At 62.7% G+C, this 17,409-nt stretch carries 17 protein-coding genes; 9 read left to right on the forward strand and 8 right to left on the reverse strand.

Translation table 11 applies throughout. From position 1 onward, the window contains the following. Nucleotides 1-39 precede the first annotated feature (39 nt). The 3 genes from RMN99_RS05360 to RMN99_RS05370 are packed head-to-tail and all read left to right on the forward strand — an operon-like array spanning nt 40 to nt 2,329. Entirely contained in the window at nt 40-1,290 is a 1,251-nt protein-coding gene (locus RMN99_RS05360) for a cytochrome P450 (RefSeq protein ID WP_309622266.1), read from the forward strand. Then, on the forward strand, nt 1,290-1,952 hold the full coding sequence (locus RMN99_RS05365) for a TetR family transcriptional regulator (protein WP_309622267.1): 663 nt from the start codon (nt 1,290-1,292) through the stop codon (nt 1,950-1,952). The genes RMN99_RS05360 and RMN99_RS05365 overlap by 1 nt, the downstream gene beginning before the upstream one ends. Further along, nucleotides 1,949-2,329: a DoxX family protein gene (locus tag RMN99_RS05370; protein ID WP_309622268.1), complete on the forward strand. Its 381-nt coding sequence runs from the start codon at nt 1,949-1,951 to the stop codon at nt 2,327-2,329. Before RMN99_RS05365 ends, RMN99_RS05370 begins: the two co-directional genes overlap by 4 nt. Here RMN99_RS05370 and RMN99_RS05375 read toward each other — a convergent pair. Then, complete coding sequence (locus RMN99_RS05375; RefSeq protein ID WP_309622269.1) at nt 2,326-3,588, reverse strand: MFS transporter; 1,263 nt, start codon at nt 3,586-3,588, stop codon at nt 2,326-2,328. The two genes, RMN99_RS05370 and RMN99_RS05375, sit on opposite strands and share 4 nt — an antisense overlap. Nucleotides 3,589-3,706: 118 nt before the next feature. Between RMN99_RS05375 and RMN99_RS05380 the strand changes: the two genes are divergently transcribed. After that, the gene (locus RMN99_RS05380; protein ID WP_309622270.1) at nt 3,707-4,204 is read left to right on the forward strand and encodes an asparaginase domain-containing protein; all 498 of its coding nucleotides are present in this window, start codon (nt 3,707-3,709) and stop codon (nt 4,202-4,204) included. 92 nt (nt 4,205-4,296) lie between these two features. Here RMN99_RS05380 and RMN99_RS05385 read toward each other — a convergent pair whose 3' ends face one another. Beyond that, the gene (locus tag RMN99_RS05385) at nt 4,297-4,689 is read right to left on the reverse strand and encodes a hypothetical protein (RefSeq protein ID WP_309622271.1); all 393 of its coding nucleotides are present in this window, start codon (nt 4,687-4,689) and stop codon (nt 4,297-4,299) included. 292 nt (nt 4,690-4,981) lie between these two features. Further along, nucleotides 4,982-6,199, reverse strand: coding sequence for an esterase-like activity of phytase family protein (locus RMN99_RS05390; protein WP_309622272.1), 1,218 nt, complete (start codon nt 6,197-6,199; stop codon nt 4,982-4,984). A 104-nt stretch (nt 6,200-6,303) separates the two neighbouring features. Between RMN99_RS05390 and RMN99_RS05395 the strand changes: the two genes are divergently transcribed. Then, complete coding sequence (locus tag RMN99_RS05395; protein WP_309622273.1) at nt 6,304-6,561, forward strand: type II toxin-antitoxin system RelB/DinJ family antitoxin; 258 nt, start codon at nt 6,304-6,306, stop codon at nt 6,559-6,561. A gap of 12 nt (nt 6,562-6,573) precedes the next feature. Next, nucleotides 6,574-6,837 (forward strand): type II toxin-antitoxin system YafQ family toxin, encoded by a 264-nt coding sequence (locus RMN99_RS05400; RefSeq protein WP_409035234.1) that lies wholly within the window; start codon nt 6,574-6,576, stop codon nt 6,835-6,837. A gap of 15 nt (nt 6,838-6,852) precedes the next feature. Here RMN99_RS05400 and RMN99_RS05405 read toward each other — a convergent pair whose 3' ends face one another. After that, nucleotides 6,853-7,476 carry a hypothetical protein gene (locus tag RMN99_RS05405; protein ID WP_309622275.1) on the reverse strand — a complete coding sequence of 208 codons (624 nt, stop codon included), beginning with the start codon at nt 7,474-7,476 and terminating at the stop codon, nt 6,853-6,855. Continuing rightward, entirely contained in the window at nt 7,476-9,035 is a 1,560-nt protein-coding gene (gene guaA / locus RMN99_RS05410; RefSeq protein ID WP_309622276.1) for a glutamine-hydrolyzing GMP synthase, read from the reverse strand. Before guaA ends, RMN99_RS05405 begins: the two co-directional genes overlap by 1 nt. Nucleotides 9,036-9,243: 208 nt before the next feature. Here guaA and RMN99_RS05415 point away from each other — a divergent pair, with 208 nt between their 5' ends. After that, entirely contained in the window at nt 9,244-10,479 is a 1,236-nt protein-coding gene (locus RMN99_RS05415) for a TCR/Tet family MFS transporter (RefSeq protein WP_309622277.1), read from the forward strand. On the opposite strand, the gene RMN99_RS05420 is transcribed toward RMN99_RS05415, so the two are convergent. After that, nucleotides 10,445-11,980, reverse strand: a complete 1,536-nt coding sequence (locus RMN99_RS05420) for a class I adenylate-forming enzyme family protein (protein ID WP_309622278.1) — start codon at nt 11,978-11,980, stop codon at nt 10,445-10,447. The genes RMN99_RS05415 and RMN99_RS05420 overlap by 35 nt on opposite strands. Nucleotides 11,981-12,388: 408 nt before the next feature. Beyond that, entirely contained in the window at nt 12,389-13,792 is a 1,404-nt protein-coding gene (locus tag RMN99_RS05425; RefSeq protein WP_309622279.1) for a M20/M25/M40 family metallo-hydrolase, read from the reverse strand. Between the two features lie 130 nt (nt 13,793-13,922). Between RMN99_RS05425 and RMN99_RS05430 the strand changes: the two genes are divergently transcribed. Both RMN99_RS05430 and gyrB read left to right on the forward strand, forming a co-directional pair. Continuing rightward, complete coding sequence (locus RMN99_RS05430; protein WP_309622280.1) at nt 13,923-14,363, forward strand: hypothetical protein; 441 nt, start codon at nt 13,923-13,925, stop codon at nt 14,361-14,363. 79 nt (nt 14,364-14,442) lie between these two features. After that, the gene (gene gyrB / locus RMN99_RS05435) at nt 14,443-16,965 is read left to right on the forward strand and encodes a DNA topoisomerase (ATP-hydrolyzing) subunit B (RefSeq protein WP_309622281.1); all 2,523 of its coding nucleotides are present in this window, start codon (nt 14,443-14,445) and stop codon (nt 16,963-16,965) included. 12 nt (nt 16,966-16,977) lie between these two features. On the opposite strand, the gene RMN99_RS05440 is transcribed toward gyrB, so the two are convergent. Further along, nucleotides 16,978-17,409: a winged helix DNA-binding protein gene (locus RMN99_RS05440; RefSeq protein ID WP_309622282.1), complete on the reverse strand. Its 432-nt coding sequence runs from the start codon at nt 17,407-17,409 to the stop codon at nt 16,978-16,980.

Genomic DNA, 17,409 nt, shown 5'->3' on the forward strand with positions numbered 1-17,409 from the left:
TAGAGGCTGGCTGCACAGCCAGCCGAGGGAGATTGAGCCATGGCCACTGCTGCACCGCTTGAGCGTACACGCTCGCCGATCGATCCGATCGACGTTTCGCTGCCCGAACTCTATTCGGAAGATCGCTGGCAGGAGCCGTTCCGCAAATTGCGCGCCGAGGCGCCGATCCAATGGGTCCCGGAATCGTCCTTCGGCCCCTATTGGTCGGTCAGCACCTACAAGCCGATCGTGCAGATCGAAGCACTGCCCAAGATCTTTTCGTCAAGCTGGCAATACGGCGGGATCGCGATCTCGGGTTCGGTCGGCGAACCGATCGAGAATGAAATCAAGATGCCGATGTTCATTGCCATGGACCCGCCGCAACATACGGCCCAGCGCCGCACCATTGCGCCAAGTTTTGGCCCAAGCGAAGTGGCTGCAATGAAGGCCGAAGTCCGGACGCGCACCGCCGAAGTGCTCGATTCGCTGCCGATCGGGCAGGCGTTCGATTGGGTTGAGAAAGTCTCGATCGAGCTGACCACCGGCATGCTCGCCACGCTGTTCGACTTCCCTTGGGAAGAACGGCACAAGCTGACTTATTGGTCTGACATGGGCGGCGATGTCGAACTGATCAAGGATCCTGCGAACATCGCCATTCGCAATGCCGCGCTGATGGAAATGGGTGCCGCATTCGGTGCGCTGTGGCAGCAGAAAGTGGCCAATCCGGGCAGCGACCTGATCTCGGTCATGTTGCGCTCTGATGCCATGAACCACATGAGCGAGGAGGAATTCATGGGCAACCTGATCCTCCTGATCGTTGGCGGCAACGACACCACCCGCAATTCGATGTCGAGCTTTGCCTATGGCCTCAGCCAGTTTCCCGAAGAGCGCGCCAAGCTGGAGGCGGACGCTTCTCTGATCCCCAATGCGGTGCAGGAATTGATCCGCTGGCAAACCCCGCTTTCGCACATGCGGCGCACGGTCGAAGTCGATACCGAGATCGATGGTCACCACATGAAGAAGGGCGACAAGGTGGTGATGTGGTACCTTTCGGCCAACCGCGATGAGTCGGTGTTCGAAGATGGCGAAGCGATCCGGGTGACCCGCGAAAACGCCCGCCGCCACCTCTCGTTCGGCTATGGCATCCACCGCTGCGTTGGTGCCCGGGTGGCTGAATTGCAGCTGTGCACCTTGCTTGAGGAAATGGGCAAGCGGCGGCTGCGCGCCAATGTGATCGGCGAGCCCGAGCGGGTTCCGGCCTGCTTCGTCCATGGCTACAAATCGCTGCAGGTCGAACTATCGCACTACTGATGAAGACCCCTCAATTGAAGACCAGGGACCGGATTGTCGAAACTGCGCTGCGGCTGTTCAACCAGCACGGCTACGGCGCGGTTTCGACAGCGGCCTTGGCGTCTGCCTGCGGGATTGCCGAGGGCAACCTGTGGTATCACTTCAAGACCCGCGCGGCCTTGCTCGATGCGATCAGCCAGCGCTTTGCCGCAGCGATCGAGGCGCGGCTGGCCTTGCGGCCCGGGGGCGATCCGGTGCGTGATTACGCCGCGCTGCTTGAAGCGGTGATGGCGGAATTTCGCGCCTTCCGCTTTCTCTACCGCGATCAGCAGGCTTACGGCGAAGAGGCCGCGATCATCCGTGACAATGCCCCGCGCTGGCTGATTGCCACCTTTGACCAGATCGAGGCGCACCTGGCGGCGCTGGTCGGTGCCGGGCTGCTGGACTGGCCGGCCGAACGGCTGCGCGATCTGGCCATCAACGCCACGATCGTGCTGCGTTATGGCCTCGAACACTACCGCGAACTGGGCGAGCCGATCGGCGAAGGGGCCGGTGCGGTGCGGCGCACCTTGCTGCGCCACCTGACGCTGTTCGAACACCGGCTTGATGAAGCGGCGGCCGCGCGCCTGCACCGCGCGATTGAGGCGATTGAAGCCGTTGAGGATGGAGCGCTGGCGGCGTGACCCGCACGGTGCTGCGCTGGTTGCTGGCGCTGTTCTATGGCGCGGCGGGGATGTTCCACCTCGTCAAGCCCGCGCCGTTCCTGGCGATCATGCCGCCAGGGGTACCCGCGCCTGCGGCGGTGGTGGCGCTGACCGGGATTGCCGAACTGCTGGGTGCGGCCGGGCTGGTCCAGCCGTGGTCGCTGCCGCTGCGGCGGGCGGCAGGCTGGGGGCTGGCGGCCTATGCCTTGTGCGTCTGGCCCGCAAATGTGCAGCATATGTTCAACGATATGGCGCGCGCCGATCAAGGTTTGGGGCTGGGCTATCACCTGCCGCGTCTGGCCTTTCAGCCGGTGCTGATCTGGCTGGCGTGGTGGGTTTCGCGCAAGGCCCGCTAGGCGCAGGTTGCGGCCGTTTCCAGGCCGTCGTGCTGGCGTATTTCGGGCACTACCAGCCCCCACCACAGCGCGCCCGCTGCGCAGACCCCGGCAGCCAGCGCGAAGCCCCAGCCATAGCTGCCCAGTGCGTCGATCAGGATTCCGGTAACGATCGGGCCGATGATCCCGGAAAGGTTGCCGATCGCGTTCTGAATCCCGATCCAGCCGCCCGTGGCCCGAGGCCCGGCAAAGATCTGGCCGATCGCGAAGATGTTGGTCGATACCTGGCTGAAGCCCAGCCCGGCCAACACCAGCAGCGCGGCCAGTTGCCAGGTGTTCTGTGCGAGGAAAATTCCGGCAATCGCCAGCATCGCGGCAAGATGGCCGGCCACGATCAGCTTGCGGCGCAGCTTGCCCTCATCGGCGCCGGCCGCGACCTGCGCGTCAGACCAATGCCCGATCGCCAGCGCTGCCACGCCCTGAACCACAAATCCCAGTGTGGTCAGCGCGGTCATTTCGGGGATCGAATAGCCTCTGGTCTGGACCAGCCACAGCGGCAGCCAGGTGAGCAGGAAATAGAAGCCATAGTTCGAGAGGAAATGGGCGATCCCCATCAACCACAGCGTGCGGATGCGCAGCAGCTTGCCCAGTTCGAGCCGGCCCACGGTGGGGTGGCTGAAGGTCGGGCTCTGCACCGGGCGGGTAACCATCCGCCATGGCACCAGCCACAACAGCGTGCCCGCGCCGAACAGCCAGAACACCGCGCGCCAATCCCCCAGCGTCAGGATCGTCCCGCCCGCCAGCGAACCGACCGCCGGGCCAAAGGCGATGGCGGCGGCGACCGAGGCATTGGCGATCCCGCGTTTGTGCGGCGGAACCTGCGCGGCAAAGATCTTCGAACTCCCGGGGAAGGCCACGGCCTCGCCAATGCCAAGCCCGATCCGCAGCATGATCAGGCCTGCCAGCCCGCCAACAAACCCGGTCAGGAATGTGCAGACCGCCCAGATCGTAACCCCCAGCGCGAAGATCCGGTAAACGCAAAAGCGGTCGCACAGCCAGCCCATCACCAGGCACAGCGGCGCATAAGTCCAGAAGAAGGCCGAAACCGCAAAGCCGAATTCGCTGGCTGACAAGCCAAGCGCGTCCTTCATCTTGGGCGCGACAATGCCGATCGCGCCGCGATCAACATAGTTCAGCAGGATCGACAGTGCCAGTAGCGCCACCAGCCAGATAAGCCGTGTTCCGGTGGCGTGATTCGCGGTCTGCGGCGCGCTTGCCATGGTTCGTTCCCCCCGCGACCCAGGTTGGCACCAGCCTAGCACGGGGCCAGACAAGCGCCAGCCCGCAATTTCACGCCGCCGTTTTGGCATTGCGCGCGCGCTGGGCTAAGGCCGGGACATGACCCAGCAAGCCATCCTAGTGCTCACCACCGGTGGCACGATCGACAAGAACTATTTCGACGCGCTGAGCGAATACCAGATTGTCGACAGCGGCATTCCGGCGTTGCTGAAGGAAGCGCGGGTGGCGCTGCCGCACCGGGTGGTGGAGGTGATGCGCAAGGACAGCCTTGAACTGAGCGATGAAGACCGCGCGCAAATCGGCCAGGCCGCGCGCGAGGCACCCGAGCAGCGCATCGTCGTTACCCATGGGACCGATACCATGACAGAAACCGCCAAGGTTCTGGCGCGGGCGGCGCCGGGCAAGACGATCGTGCTGACAGGCGCGCTCAGCCCGGCGCGGTTTGCCGAAACCGACGCACATTTCAACCTCGGCATGGCCTTTGCCTGCGCGCAGGTGGCACCGCCCGGGGTCTATATCGCGATGAGCGGCGAGGTGTTCGATGGCCTCAAGGTGAAGAAAGATCGCGCTGCTGGTAAATTCGTCGCTATCGCCTGACAGATTGCACCGCCTTAAACCTGGGCCTGGAAAGCAAAAGGCCCGCCACCCTAAGGTAGCAGGCCCTTGATTGCCGGTGATTGCCTTGCGGCTTAGCCGTTCGAATCGCTGCCCAAGGCGGCGACCAGACCACCGAGCCCGATCAGGCCGAGCACCGGGAACAGCCAGTTGAACCCGCCGTTTGATGCGACAGCAACGGGGATGGGTGCGGCAGGCGGAACGTAAACCGGCGGTGCTTCAACCACAACCGGCGGCGCTTCAACCACCGGCGGCGGCGCTTCCACCGGCGGGGTGTAAGCCGTTTCAGGCGGCAAGTCGGGCGCGCGGGTCACGGTCTGGGTCTGCTGGACCGGACGGCGTGCGGTGCGGCGCGCTGCCTTCTTCTTTTTCTTCTTCTGGTCGGCCTTCTGCACCCACGGAGCCGGGGCATCGGCAAGGCTTACCAAGGGAATCTGAACGACACCAAGAGCAACGATCGCTGCCATGGTCTGCCGGGCTTTGCGGGAGCCAAGGAAATTGCCAATCTGCACGATCAAACTCCTAGTCAACAGCCATCCGTGGCTGCTCTTCGGGTGCGACCCCCGCCAGACGGAATCGGTATTGCGGGGGGTTAACAAGCAAATCCACGTATTACAAGTATTTGTGCCGACAAAACGTTGCAAATTGGCGACAGTTCCGTCCGCATAGGTATGCATAGAAAATTGGTCGCGGCCCAGGATTCACACAATCCCGGGAGGTGTGCCGGCTGTGCGCATTGATGGTGGCAAGCTGCCACAATCAGCCAGCTGGCAGCAACCAGAACTGCGTTTGTGCGCCTTCGGTTCCGTAATCGCTGTCATTGGCGGCCAGCAAGGTGCCATCGCCCAGCACGATCAGCCCTTCAAGATCTCCACAAACCTGGCTGAGCAGGTCGGTTGAAGCCACAAGTTGCTTGGTCAGCAGCGGCCAGCCGGCGGCTTGCATCCCGGCCTGTCCGATCTGTTCAAGGGTGGGCCGGTGCGTGGGATCCAGTAGCGCTGCGGGCAGGGCCTCCCCAAGTCTCACACGGTAAAAATGCGTTGAAAGGGTGATCCGTTCCAGCACGAGCAGACGGCCATCTGGCAGGCAGGCCATCTCGCTGACCTTGACGTCGCTGGCGCTGACCGGTCCGGCCTCTGCATCGCGCCTGAAACATCCGGCCGGATCAAGCGGATAGGCATATTCGGCCAGAAAATTGCCACTATCGGCGTCCAGCGCCCAGATCCGCACCAGATCGCCCGCGTCGTGTGCAGCGCGGTCCGGGTGGGCTAACGGGCTTTGGAACGCGGCATACAGCACTGCGTCATCGGGGCTGAGCGCCAGCGCTTCGAACCCGCGGTTCAATTTGCGGGTGAGCGCGACCGGCGGCAGCGATGCGACGATCGGGATCGCGGATCCGGCAAACCGGTCGGCGCTGCCGCGTGGCACGAGGCGGCGGATTACGGTGCCGTCCGGCTCCACCAACAGCAACGAGGGTCCGTATTCCTCGGCAATCCAGAACAGGCCGTCGCGCCGCGCGGCGATCCCTTCGCTGTCCGCACCGTGGACGCTGGTGGGCAGCGGTGTGCCATCGAGCGCGAAGACCGATTCGGTTTCGGCCCCGGCAATACGCGGCGGCGGCAGGCCGCTCAGCGGCGTTCCAGCGGGGCAGCGCAGCGGCATTACCGCTTCGATCAAAACGGCATCGCCCTCCAGCCGGAACCGCGCCAACGCCGGGCCAACATCGGGCAGCGGCATGATCTTGACGCCGTCGAGCGCGGCGAGGTGCGCCAGATGGTCCAGCCCATAACGCGCCGCGGCATCTTCCGGCCCCAGATTGGGCCCGCGATCTCCCACCCCCCAGAACACCCCCGGCGGATCGCCCGCGCGGCGGCACAGGCCCGAAGTCAGACTGCGGTGCAGCGCCATCGTGCCGCGCGGGGTTGGCAGGGTGGCCAGCGGGACATCGGTCCAGTGAAGGCGGCGGGGGTTGGGCATTTAGGGGCGGTGCACTGGCGTCATTGGACGGGTCAAGCGGCAACTTTCAGAACTCTGGTCGTAGCGGGATTGACTTTGCAACGATTGTAGCTACGTTGTAGCCCATGCAAGCTACAGACACTATTCGCGCCCGGATCGACACCGCGACCAAAGTCAAGGCAACCGCCGCGCTGGCGGCGATGGGCCTATCGGTTTCTGACGCAATCCGCATGTTGATGCACCGGGTCGCGGCGGACCAGCGGTTGCCCTTTGATGTGGTGGTGCCCAATGCCGAAAGCCGCGCGGCGTTGGCCGAGCTCGAGGACGGCAAGGGCAAGCGTTTTGAGAGCGTCGATGAATTATTCGACGATCTGGGTATCTGATCTTTGCGCGAAGTGATCCGTTCGACGGCGTTCAAGAAGGACGTCAAGCGAGCGGACAAGCGTGGCAGGGACATGGCCAAGCTTCGTGCGGTGATCCTGCTGCTGATAGAGAAGGCGCCGCTCGAACCGAAGCTCCGCGACCATTCGCTCAAAGGCGAATGGCAAGGTTGGCGTGACCTGCATGTCGAGCCGGACTGGGTGCTGATCTACAAGTTGACGGAGACAGAGTTGCTGCTGGCGCGAACGGGGACGCATTCGGACTTGTTTGGGGAGTAGTCGTCGAAACTAGACTTAGCCAGCGGCCGGTTTTCCGGAATCCCAAACGCGATGGACTTGAGAATGCCACAACACATCTACAGTCCTGAAGGTGAGACCAGCTGGCTCGGTCGCACCTAGGAAGGTGTCGCGGATCGCTTGTTCGTTTGATCCGTATTCGCTTTCATTCAGGTAGATAAGCAGCCCGCACGCACCGGCATAAGGTTTACAGGCTTTTGCCGACGCCCGTTGCTGGAGCAGCTCAAATGCCATTTCTGGTGACAACCAAGCGTCAGCGGGATCTTGTCGAACCGGCAAGATGCCTTGTTCGACCAGGCGCAGGTCTTCTCGATATTCGTCGCCTCTTCGACGAAGTCGGCCGATGGCCTCGGTAGCTTCAAATCTAAGCTCGTCAGTCCCCAACATCAGGGCAAAATCTGGATAGGGTTCAGGATGCAGAAGCCGGACGGAGCAAGCTTTCAGATGGATGCTTTGTTGCTGGGCGAGCCATGCATCTCTCCAAAATCCGGTTCCATGTTCGATCATGGCCCCGAACTGTCCAAGCGCTTCGTGGCATTCACTGACGAGCCGACCAAACTGAGCGGGGTCTTGCCAGCAGGAAAGCTTCGCAATCCAAGCGTTTCGTTCGGCAGCCTCCATCACTCCCACTCAATCGTCCCCGGCGGTTTCGAGGTGTAGTCATAGACGACCCGGTTGATGCCTTTGACCTCGTTGATGATCCGCGTCGCGCAGCGGCTCAGGAACGCGGCGTCGAACGGATAGATATCGGCGGTCATCCCGTCGGTGCTGGTCACCGCACGCAGCGCGCAGACGTTGTCGTAAGTGCGGCTATCGCCCATCACGCCGACGGTTTTTACCGGCAGCAACACCGCAAAGGCTTGCCAGATCGCATCGTACAAGCCGGCGTTGCGGATTTCTTCGAGGTAAACTGCGTCGGCCTTGCGCAGCACATCGCAGCGTTCGCGGGTCACTTCGCCGGGGATGCGGATCGCCAGGCCGGGGCCGGGGAATGGGTGGCGGCCGACGAAGATGTCCGGCAGGCCCAGTTCGCGCCCCAGTTCGCGGACTTCGTCCTTGAACAGTTCGCGCAACGGCTCGACCAGCTGCATGTTCATCCTGTCCGGCAGCCCGCCAACGTTGTGGTGGCTCTTGATCGTCACCGAAGGCCCGCCGGTGAATGAAACACTCTCGATCACATCCGGGTAAAGCGTGCCCTGCGCGAGGAAATCGGCCCCGCCAACTTGCCTGGCCTCTTCCTCGAACACGTCGATGAAGGTCTTGCCGATGAATTTGCGCTTGGCTTCGGGATCGGTGACCCCGGCCAGCCCGCCCAGGAACAGCGCGGAAACGTCCTTGTGGACTAGCGGGATATTGTAGTGATTGCGGAACAGGCTGACGACCTGCTCGGCCTCGCCCAGCCGCATCAGCCCGTGGTCGACGAACACGCAGGTTAGTTGCTCGCCGATCGCCTCGTGGATCAGCACGGCGGCAACCGCAGAAACGACCCCGCCCGATAGCCCGCAGATCACCCGGCCCTTGCCGACCTGCTTGCGGATTTCGTCGATCTTGGTCTTGCGGAATTCGGCCATGGTCCAATCACCCGGCAGCCCGCAGACGTGGCGCACGAAGTTCTTGTAAAGCTTGCCGCCATCGGGGGTGTGGACCACTTCGGGGTGAAACTGCATCGCGTAGATGCGCTTTTCATCGTTGGCGATCACCGCGAAAGGCGCGCCCGAGCTGGCGGCCACGGAACGGAAACCGGCGGCGAGCTGGGTCACCTTGTCGCCGTGGCTCATCCACACCTGGTGCTTTTCGCCCTCGGCCCAGAGGCCATCGAACAGCACGCAGCTGTCTGAAATTTCGATGAAAGCGCGGCCAAATTCGCCGCTGTCACCGGGCTGCACTTCGCCGCCCAGCTGATGCATCAAAGCCTGCTGGCCATAGCAGATCGCCATAATCGGCAGCCCGCTCTCAAGGATTTCCACCGGGATCCGCGGACCATCAGCGTCCAGCACCGAGGCCGGCCCGCCCGACAGGATGATCCCCTTGGGCTGCATCCGCGCGAACGCAGCGGCGGCACTGTTGAACGGGGCAATTTCGGAATAGACCCCCGCTTCGCGCACCCGCCGCGCGATGAGCTGGGTGACCTGGCTGCCGAAATCGACAATAAGGATGGAATCGCTGGGCTGGATCGTCATGATGGGCCGATAATGATCTCGGCCGAAAGGTGCAACAAGGTCCTCTCCATTTTGCGCAGCCAAATGGGGGGGTGGCATTTGCGGAGCAAATGACGGAGGGGTTTTGGACCTTTGCGCCATTTCCCCTCCGTCAGCGGCTCGACGCCGCTGCCACCTCCCCATTTGTGGCATTCGCCAAAAATGGGAAGGATCGATTGGGGGATATGTTTTGCAACACCGCGGCTCGATTGCCATCGTCTTTGCCATCGTGCTGATCGATATGCTGGGCTTCGGGCTGGTGATGCCGGTGCTGCCGGGGCTGATCATGGATCTGGGCCGCATGTCGGTCAACGATGCGGCGCTGTTCGCGGGCTGGCTGGGGGCGGGCTATGCCGCGCTGCAATTCGTCTTTGCGCCGATCATCGGCAACCTTTCCGATCGCTTCGGCCGCCGCCCGGTGCTGCTGGCTTCGCTGGCCGGGTTCGGGCTTGATTATCTGGTGATGGGCCTTGCGCCGTCGCTGTGGTGGCTGGTGCTCGGAAGGCTGGCTGCCGGGATCACCGGGGCCAGCTGGAGCGCCGCCTATGCCTTCATCGCCGACATTTCCCCGCCTGAAAAGCGCGCGGCCAATTTCGGGCTGATGGGGATGGCCTTCGGGTTCGGGTTCATTTTCGGCCCAGCGCTGGGCGGCTTGCTGGCCACGATTGGCCCGCGCGTGCCGTTTTTTGCGGCGGCGGGGCTGGCGCTGGTCAACGTCACCATCGGCTGGTTCGTGCTGCGCGAAAGCCTGCCCCCCGAAAACCGCCGCCCGTTCGAATGGAAGCGCGCCAATGCATTGTCGGCGCTGAAGGCGCTGGGCAAGCAGAGCGGGGCGGTGGCCTGGTTCATTTCGGCCAATGGCATGTGGCAGCTGGCGCATGTCGTCTATCCGGCGATCTGGGCCTATGTCGCGATTGCCGCCTGGGGGTTTGGCAACAAGGAGATCGGGCTGGCGCTCGCCGTGGTCGGGCTGACCAGCGCGCTGGTGCAGGGCGTGGGGCTGCGCTTCGTTGCGCCCCGGCTGGGTGAGCGGCGCGCGGTGACGCTGGGGGTTGCCGGGTTCGCTGCCTCGGCGGTGCTCTATACGTTGGCCGGCTCTGTCCCGATGATCTACTTCGCGATCGTGATCGGCAGCCTGCAGGGCTTCATCGGCGCCTCGATCCAGGCCATGGCCAGCAAGACCATCGACGCATCGAGCCAGGGCGAATTGCAGGGCGCAACGCAGGCGGTCGGCTCGCTCGCGGCGATCATCGGCCCGCCGCTCTACTCGATCGTTTTTGCGCGGTTTCACGGGCCCGGCGCGGTGGCGCAAGTGCCGACCATGCCGCTGCTGGTTGCGGCCGTGTTCGCGTTGCTCACGCTGGTGCTGTTCTGGCGCGCGCTCGCGCTGGTCAGGCGCCCAGCTTCTCCCGAAGCTCGGTCTTGAGCAATTTGCCGATGTGGCTGCGCGGCATCTCGTCAATCGCGTGCAGCGCCGAAACGCGCTGGGTCTTGCCGAGGCGGCTGTTGGCCACGGTGCGGATGTCTTCGAGTGCATCTTCGCTAACGCCCGGCTTCAGCACCACGAAGCCCACCGGGGTTTCGCCCCACTGATCGCTGGGCACGCCCACCACTGCCGCCTCAACCACGCGGTCATCCTTGGCCAGCTCGGTTTCAAGGTCGATCGGGAAGATGTTGAACCCGCCCGAGATGATCACGTCCTTGGTCCGCCCAACCAGCGTGACGAAGCCATCGGCATCGACAATCCCGACATCGCCCATCCGCTGCCAGGTCGATCCGTCGGCGGGATCGATCCAGTAGCCTTCGCGGGTTTTTTCGGGCTGGTTCTTGTAGCCCAGCATCATGGTGGGCGATTTGCCGACCAGTTCGCCGGGCTGGCCCGCAGACACTTCCTGCAAGGCTTCGTCGATCACTTTGAGGAAATGGCCGGGCGCGGGCTTCCCCACGGTGTGGAGCTTGTTCGGGAATTCGTGCGCGGCCAGCACGCAGCTGACGCCGCCTTCGGTCATCCCGTAATATTCGATCAGCCCGCCGGGCATGCGCCGCAGAACTTCGGCTTTGAGATCGGCGGGGAACGGGGCCGAGGTGCAGAACTTCACCTGCATCGATGACAGGTCGTAGCGGCCGAAATCCGCATATTCCATCAGCCGGCGGTATTGCACCGGCACCAGCATGGTGTGGGTGACTTTCTCATCCTGCGCGCGTTCCAGCCATTTCTGCGTATCGAACTTGCCCATGATCGAAACGCAGCCGCCCGAATAGACCGACGGCAGGAACACCACCATCGTGGTGTTCGAATAGAGCGGGGTAGAGGTCAGCGCGCGGCTGCCCGCGCCATAGCTGTGCGTCACCCGGCCCGCCATCTGCCGCCAGCGCATCGCGTGACTGTGAACGATCCCCTTGGGAATGCCGGTGGTGCCTGACGAATAGATGATGTTGATCGGATCGTTTTCGCCCGGTTCGAACGGCGCGGCTTTGGTGCCCGGCGGAGCCATGAACGCGTCCAGTTCGCTGAGCAGGATCTGGTTTTCGATCGGCAGCTTGAAGTCTCCCAGTTCATCCAGCTTGGCAGAATCGATGAACAGGTGGATCGCGCCTGAATCGTGCGCCATGCCTTCCAGCTGCTGCGGACTGGCGCTGGTGGTCAGCGGCGCAGCGCAGCCCCCGGCGCGGATCGCGGCGAGGAACACCAGCGCATAGGCCACGTTTGACGTGCCAAGGATCGCCACGGCTTGCCCGCGCTGCAACCCATCGGCCTGTAGCCGCGCTGCCAGCCGTTCGATCTGGTCAGCGGCATCGCGCCACGATAGCTGCGCGGTGCCATCATAAAGCGCGGTGGAATCGCCGCGCAGTTCGCCCCACAGCTGCATCAGCGCGGGCAATGAACCGAAGTCGGCATCGAGCAAGGCGGCAGGATCGCTGGTCATGGTTGGCTGGCTTTCTTGGAGTCATTCGTCTTTTCGCGCGCAGCGAAGCAATCCAGCGCGGTTTATGCAACCCTGGATTACTTGGCTTCGCTGACAATGACGATTTGCCGGATATGAAGGAAGCCTAAGCAGCGCTGTTGCAAAATACGCAACACTTGTCCCGTCCTTTGCACTGGCAATCTCTACCAGGTTAGTTATGTTGCAAATGCGAACTGAGTTCGCGAAAGCAACAGGAGAATCCCCATGCGCAGTATCGTTTCGATCGTGCTGCCGATCATCGCCGCGATTTCGGTCAGCGGTTTGATGTTTACCGCCACGCTTGCCTAAGCGCGGCGGTTCGGCACACCTCCACACAGACAAAGGGCAGCGAGGCCACGGCCGCGCTGCCCTTTGTTGTTTTCGGCGTTGCTATTTGCTGCTCAGCAGCTTGACCAATTCAAACAGGTAATCGCGCCCTTCCATCAGCGAGCGCACTTCGAGCCGTTCATTGAGGCCGTGCGCGCCGTTGCCGTCGGGATCGCCCCATTCGCCGGGCACGCCGTAAGTCGGGATGCCGACTGCGGCGAGGTAGACCCCGTCAGTCGCGCCGGTCGACATCACCGGGATCACCGGCACGCCGGGGAAATGCTTGGCGACAAGCGCTTCCATCGGCCCGATCAGCCAGGGATACATAGGCGGCGTCTTGGCGATCGGTTTGCCGACCTTGGTCTGGACCACCTTGACCGCAGGATTGCCGATCGCGGCTTCAAGAGTGGCCTGGGTTTCGTCCGAGGTGCGGCCCGGGAACATCCGGCAGTTGACGTTGGCCGTCACCGTCTGGGGCAGCGCATTCAGCGCATGGCCGCCATCGATCAGCGTCGCGACGCAGGTGGTGCGCAGCATCGAATGATACATCTTGTCGGTGTTGACGATCGCCTCAGCCGCCTTGTCCTGCGGATTGGCGGCCAGCGCGACCATCGCCTTGCCCATCTCGTCGTTCCGAAGCGCGCCGGACTTGGCGAAGAAAGCCCGCGTGGTGTCGTTGAATTCCAGCGGAAACTCGAAGTCGCGCACCTTGGCCACCGCATCGGCCATCGCGTAGATCGCATTTTCGCGCACCGGCTGTGATGAATGGCCGCCCTTGTTGGTGGTGGTGAAGGTAAAGTCCTGATAGGCCTTTTCACCGACCTGAATGGTCTGCACCATCAGCTTGCCGTGCCCGTCGCTCAGTCCGCCGCCGCCTTCGTTGAGGGCATATTCGGCGTCGATCAGTTCGCGCCGGTTCTGCGAAAGCCATTCCGCGCCGTTGAACGCGCCGCTGGTTTCCTCGCCGCAGGTCAGCGCCATTTTCACGGTGCGTTTGGGCTTGTACTTTTCGCGGGCGAAGCGAACCAGCGTATCGGTCCAGATCGCGGCCTGCGACTTATCGTCAGCCGTGCCGCGGGCATAGAAATAGCCGTCTTCCTCGATCAGGGTGAACGGATCGCGGACCCAGTCCGAGCGCTTGGCCTCGACCACGTCGATATGCGCGAGCAGCAGCATCGGCTTGAGCTTTTTTGAAGTGCCGGGATAGACCACCACCAACCCGCCATCCTTGGGGTGTTCGGGCACCGAGAACAGCGTGATCTGGCTGTCGGCAATCCCCGCTGCCTTAAGCCGCGCCGCCATCCGTTCGGCTGCCAGTGTGCAGCTGCCGGTTGAAACCGTGGTGTTGGTTTCGACCAGTTCCTTGTAAAGTCCGCGAAACTCTACCTGATCGGGCCGCAGCGGCATTGCGGCGGCGCCAGCGGCAACGGATGCGCCAAGCAGAAGGGTGATGGCTAGCTTTTTCATGGTGGTAACTCCCCGAGTGCTGCCGGGAATTGAGCAGCAATCGGCGCCGATGGAAAGTGCAGATTGTCGGGTTTGACTTTGGAGCAGGAAAAGCGCCTATTCCGTAACGGCAAAACAGGGAGGCAGGCCAATGAAACCGATTCAGCTTGTTTTGGGAATTGCCGCGCTGGCGGGCTTTTGCGCCCCCGCTGCGGCGCAGTCTTTCGATAACACCGTCGCACCCGCGCCGGGCGAGGTTCGGATCCAGGCCGGAATCGTCATTCCGCTGGGTACGGGCGGCACTGCGGCAGAGCGGGCGCCCAGGATTGAAACGTGGAGCGACCCGCGCCAGCAGCGCGCCTTGCCCCAGGCCAGTCTGGGCCAGGCCTATGATCAACCGAGAATGCGTCCGGTCCGGATCGGGGTCAACTTTTCCGGCGATCCGCGGCTGATGCTCAATGGCCGTGAAATGCCGGGGCAAAGCGACAAAAAGGGCATTTCCACGCTTGGTGTCGTCGGCATAGGGGTGGTGGTCGTTGTGGTGATCGCGGTGGTAGCGGTATCAAGCACCAATTTATACCCGACCAATTGATCGCCGCTGCTGTCTAAAACTTTCTGGAAATCCGGCCTCGCTGCTTGGGTTTTGCCCAGCCAGCGCCTATGGCAGCGAAATGTCCGAAACACCCGAAAACATCCCCAACGCCAATGCTTATGGCGCCGATCAGATCAAGGTCCTCAAGGGGCTGGACGCAGTGCGCAAGCGCCCCGGCATGTACATCGGCGATACCGACGATGGTTCGGGCCTGCACCACATGGTGTTCGAGGTTTCGGACAATGCGATCGATGAAGCGCTGGCCGGGCATTGCGACCTGGTCCTGATCGAGCTCAACCCCGATGGCTCGGTTTCGGTTGAAGACAACGGTCGCGGCATTCCCACCGGAATCCATGCCGAAGAAGGCGTTTCGGCGGCCGAAGTGATCATGACCCAGCTCCACGCTGGCGGCAAGTTCGAGAACACCTCGGACGACAACGCCTACAAGGTTTCGGGCGGGCTTCACGGGGTCGGCGTGTCGGTGGTCAACGCGCTGTCGGAATGGCTCGAACTGACGATCTGGCGCGACGGGGAAGAGCACTGGATGAAGTTTGCCCACGGCGATGCGGTGGAACCGCTGCGCGTGGTCGGCCCGGCGCCTGAAGGCAAGAAGGGCACCCGGGTGACCTTCATGGCCTCAACCGATACGTTCAAGAACGTGCTCGAGTTTGATTTCGAAAAGCTGGAACACCGCTACCGCGAACTGGCCTTTCTCAATTCGGGCGTGCACATCCTGCTGCGTGATCTGCGCAGTGAGGACGTGAAAGAACACGACCTGTTCTATGAAGGCGGGATCGGTGCGTTCGTGGCCTATCTTGATCGCAACAAGGTGGCGCTGCTGCCCGATCCGATCACGATTTCGTCTGAGCGCGAAGGGATCGCGATCGAGGTGGCGCTGGAATGGAACGATTCGTACTACGAAAACGTCCTGTGCTTCACCAACAACATCCCCCAGCGCGATGGCGGCACGCACCTTGCTGCGTTCCGTGCCGCGCTGACCCGCACCTTGAACGGCTATGCCGAAAAATCGGGACTGCTGAAGAAGGAAAAGGTCAGCCTGACCGGCGATGATATGCGCGAAGGGTTGACCGCGATCGTTTCGGTCAAATTGCCCGATCCCAAGTTTTCATCGCAGACCAAGGACAAGCTGGTCTCCTCCGAAGTGCGCCAGCCGCTCGAAAGCCTGATGGCCGACAAGATGAGCGAATGGCTGGAGGAAAACCCCGCTTATGCCAAGGCGGTAGTGGCCAAGATCATCGATGCCGCCGCCGCCCGCGAAGCCGCGCGCCGCGCGCGTGAACTGACCCGCCGCAAGGGCGCGATGGATATCGCCAGCCTGCCGGGCAAGCTGGCCGATTGCCAGGAACGCGATCCCGCCAAGTGCGAACTGTTCCTGGTCGAAGGGGATTCGGCTGGCGGCAGCGCCAAGCAGGGCCGCGACCGGGCCTATCAGGCGATCCTGCCGCTCAAGGGCAAGATCCTCAATGTCGAGCGCGCACGGTTTGACCGGATCATCTCGTCAAAGGAAGTCGGCACGCTGATCCAGGCGATGGGCACCGGCATCCGGGATGAATTCAACCTCGAAAAACTGCGCTATCACAAGATCGTGATCATGACCGACGCCGATGTTGACGGCGCGCATATCCGCACCCTGCTGCTGACCTTCTTCCACCGCCAGATGCCCGACATCATCCGCGCCGGGCACCTGTTCATCGCCCAGCCGCCGCTCTACAAGGTCAACAAGGGCCGCTCCGAGGTGTATCTCAAGGACGCGCGCGAACTTGACGAATATCTGGTCGAAGCGGGCCTTGCCGGGCGCATGCTCGAAGGGCCGGGCGGTACGCGCTCGGGTAACGATCTCAAGACGCTGGTCGATCACGCGATCCGCTTGCGCAGCCTGATGGGCTTTGTGCCCAAACGCTTTGATCCCGCGGTGATCGAGGCCTTGGCGATCGGCGGGGTGTTCGAGCCCGAGATCGACCGCGCCGGGCGTCAGGCCGCGCTGGCCCGCGCCGCCACGCTGATGGGCCAGACCGACCGTGAAGCGGTGTGGAGCGCGAAGCTGCGCGATGATGGCTCGGTGCTGCTTGAGCGGGTCTGGCGCGGGGTAACCGATGCCTTCCCGATCGAGGCCAGCTTCCTGACCAGCGCCGAAGCGCGCAAGCTGGCCCGGCTCGCAGCCGAACAGGCCGATGCCTATACCGGTGCCTCGCGGCTGGTGCGCGGTTCGGCCCAGGCCGAGGAAACGCCAGCTGAAGTGGCCGAACTGAGCGGCGATGTGGGCGATGACCAGACCCCGATCGCTTCGCGCGGCAATGGCCGTGATGAAGGCATAGCCCGCCCCTCGCAATTGCTCGAAGCGGTGCTGGCAGGCGGACGCAAGGGCCTGGCAATCGCGCGCTACAAGGGGCTGGGCGAAATGAACGCCGAGCAATTGTGGGAAACCACGCTCGATCCCACCGCGCGGGTGCTGCTGCAGGTCAAGGTCGAAGACGCCGACGTGACCGACGAGATTTTCACCCGCCTGATGGGCGACGTGGTCGAACCGCGCCGCGAATTCATTCAGGAAAACGCGCTGAATGTGGCGAATCTGGACGTTTGAACCGAGCGCTTGCTAGGTTGCCATTTTGGCAGCGATCGCTGCGATATTCCTGACAAATCCGGGCCGGTCTGCTTTGGCCAGTGCGCTTAGCATTTGCTCACAGTTTTGCAGGTTGTGCGTGTGCATTCGGTGGCAAAACGTTTCGCCAGCCTCGGTCAGAATCAGCGCAACTGATCGCCCTTTTAGTGCAGTGTGATCCCGCTGGAGCAGTTCGCGCCTTTGCAGGCGATCAATCGCAGATTGCATCGTGGTAGCTTGCACGCCCAGAAAAAGTCCTATTTCCTTAGCGGTTGAGCCGGGCTGGCGCCACAGATAGGTCAACGTTTCGACGTCCAGCGGGTTGTATGTAGCGGCCCCCAAATCTGAAAACAGGCGCCGTTCGTCAACGATCAAGATTCGCATTAGCTGGCTTATGGCCAAATCAAGCTGGTCGGCTTCGGTCAT

The organism is Novosphingobium sp., assembly GCF_031417815.1.
Lineage (GTDB): Bacteria > Pseudomonadota > Alphaproteobacteria > Sphingomonadales > Sphingomonadaceae > Novosphingobium.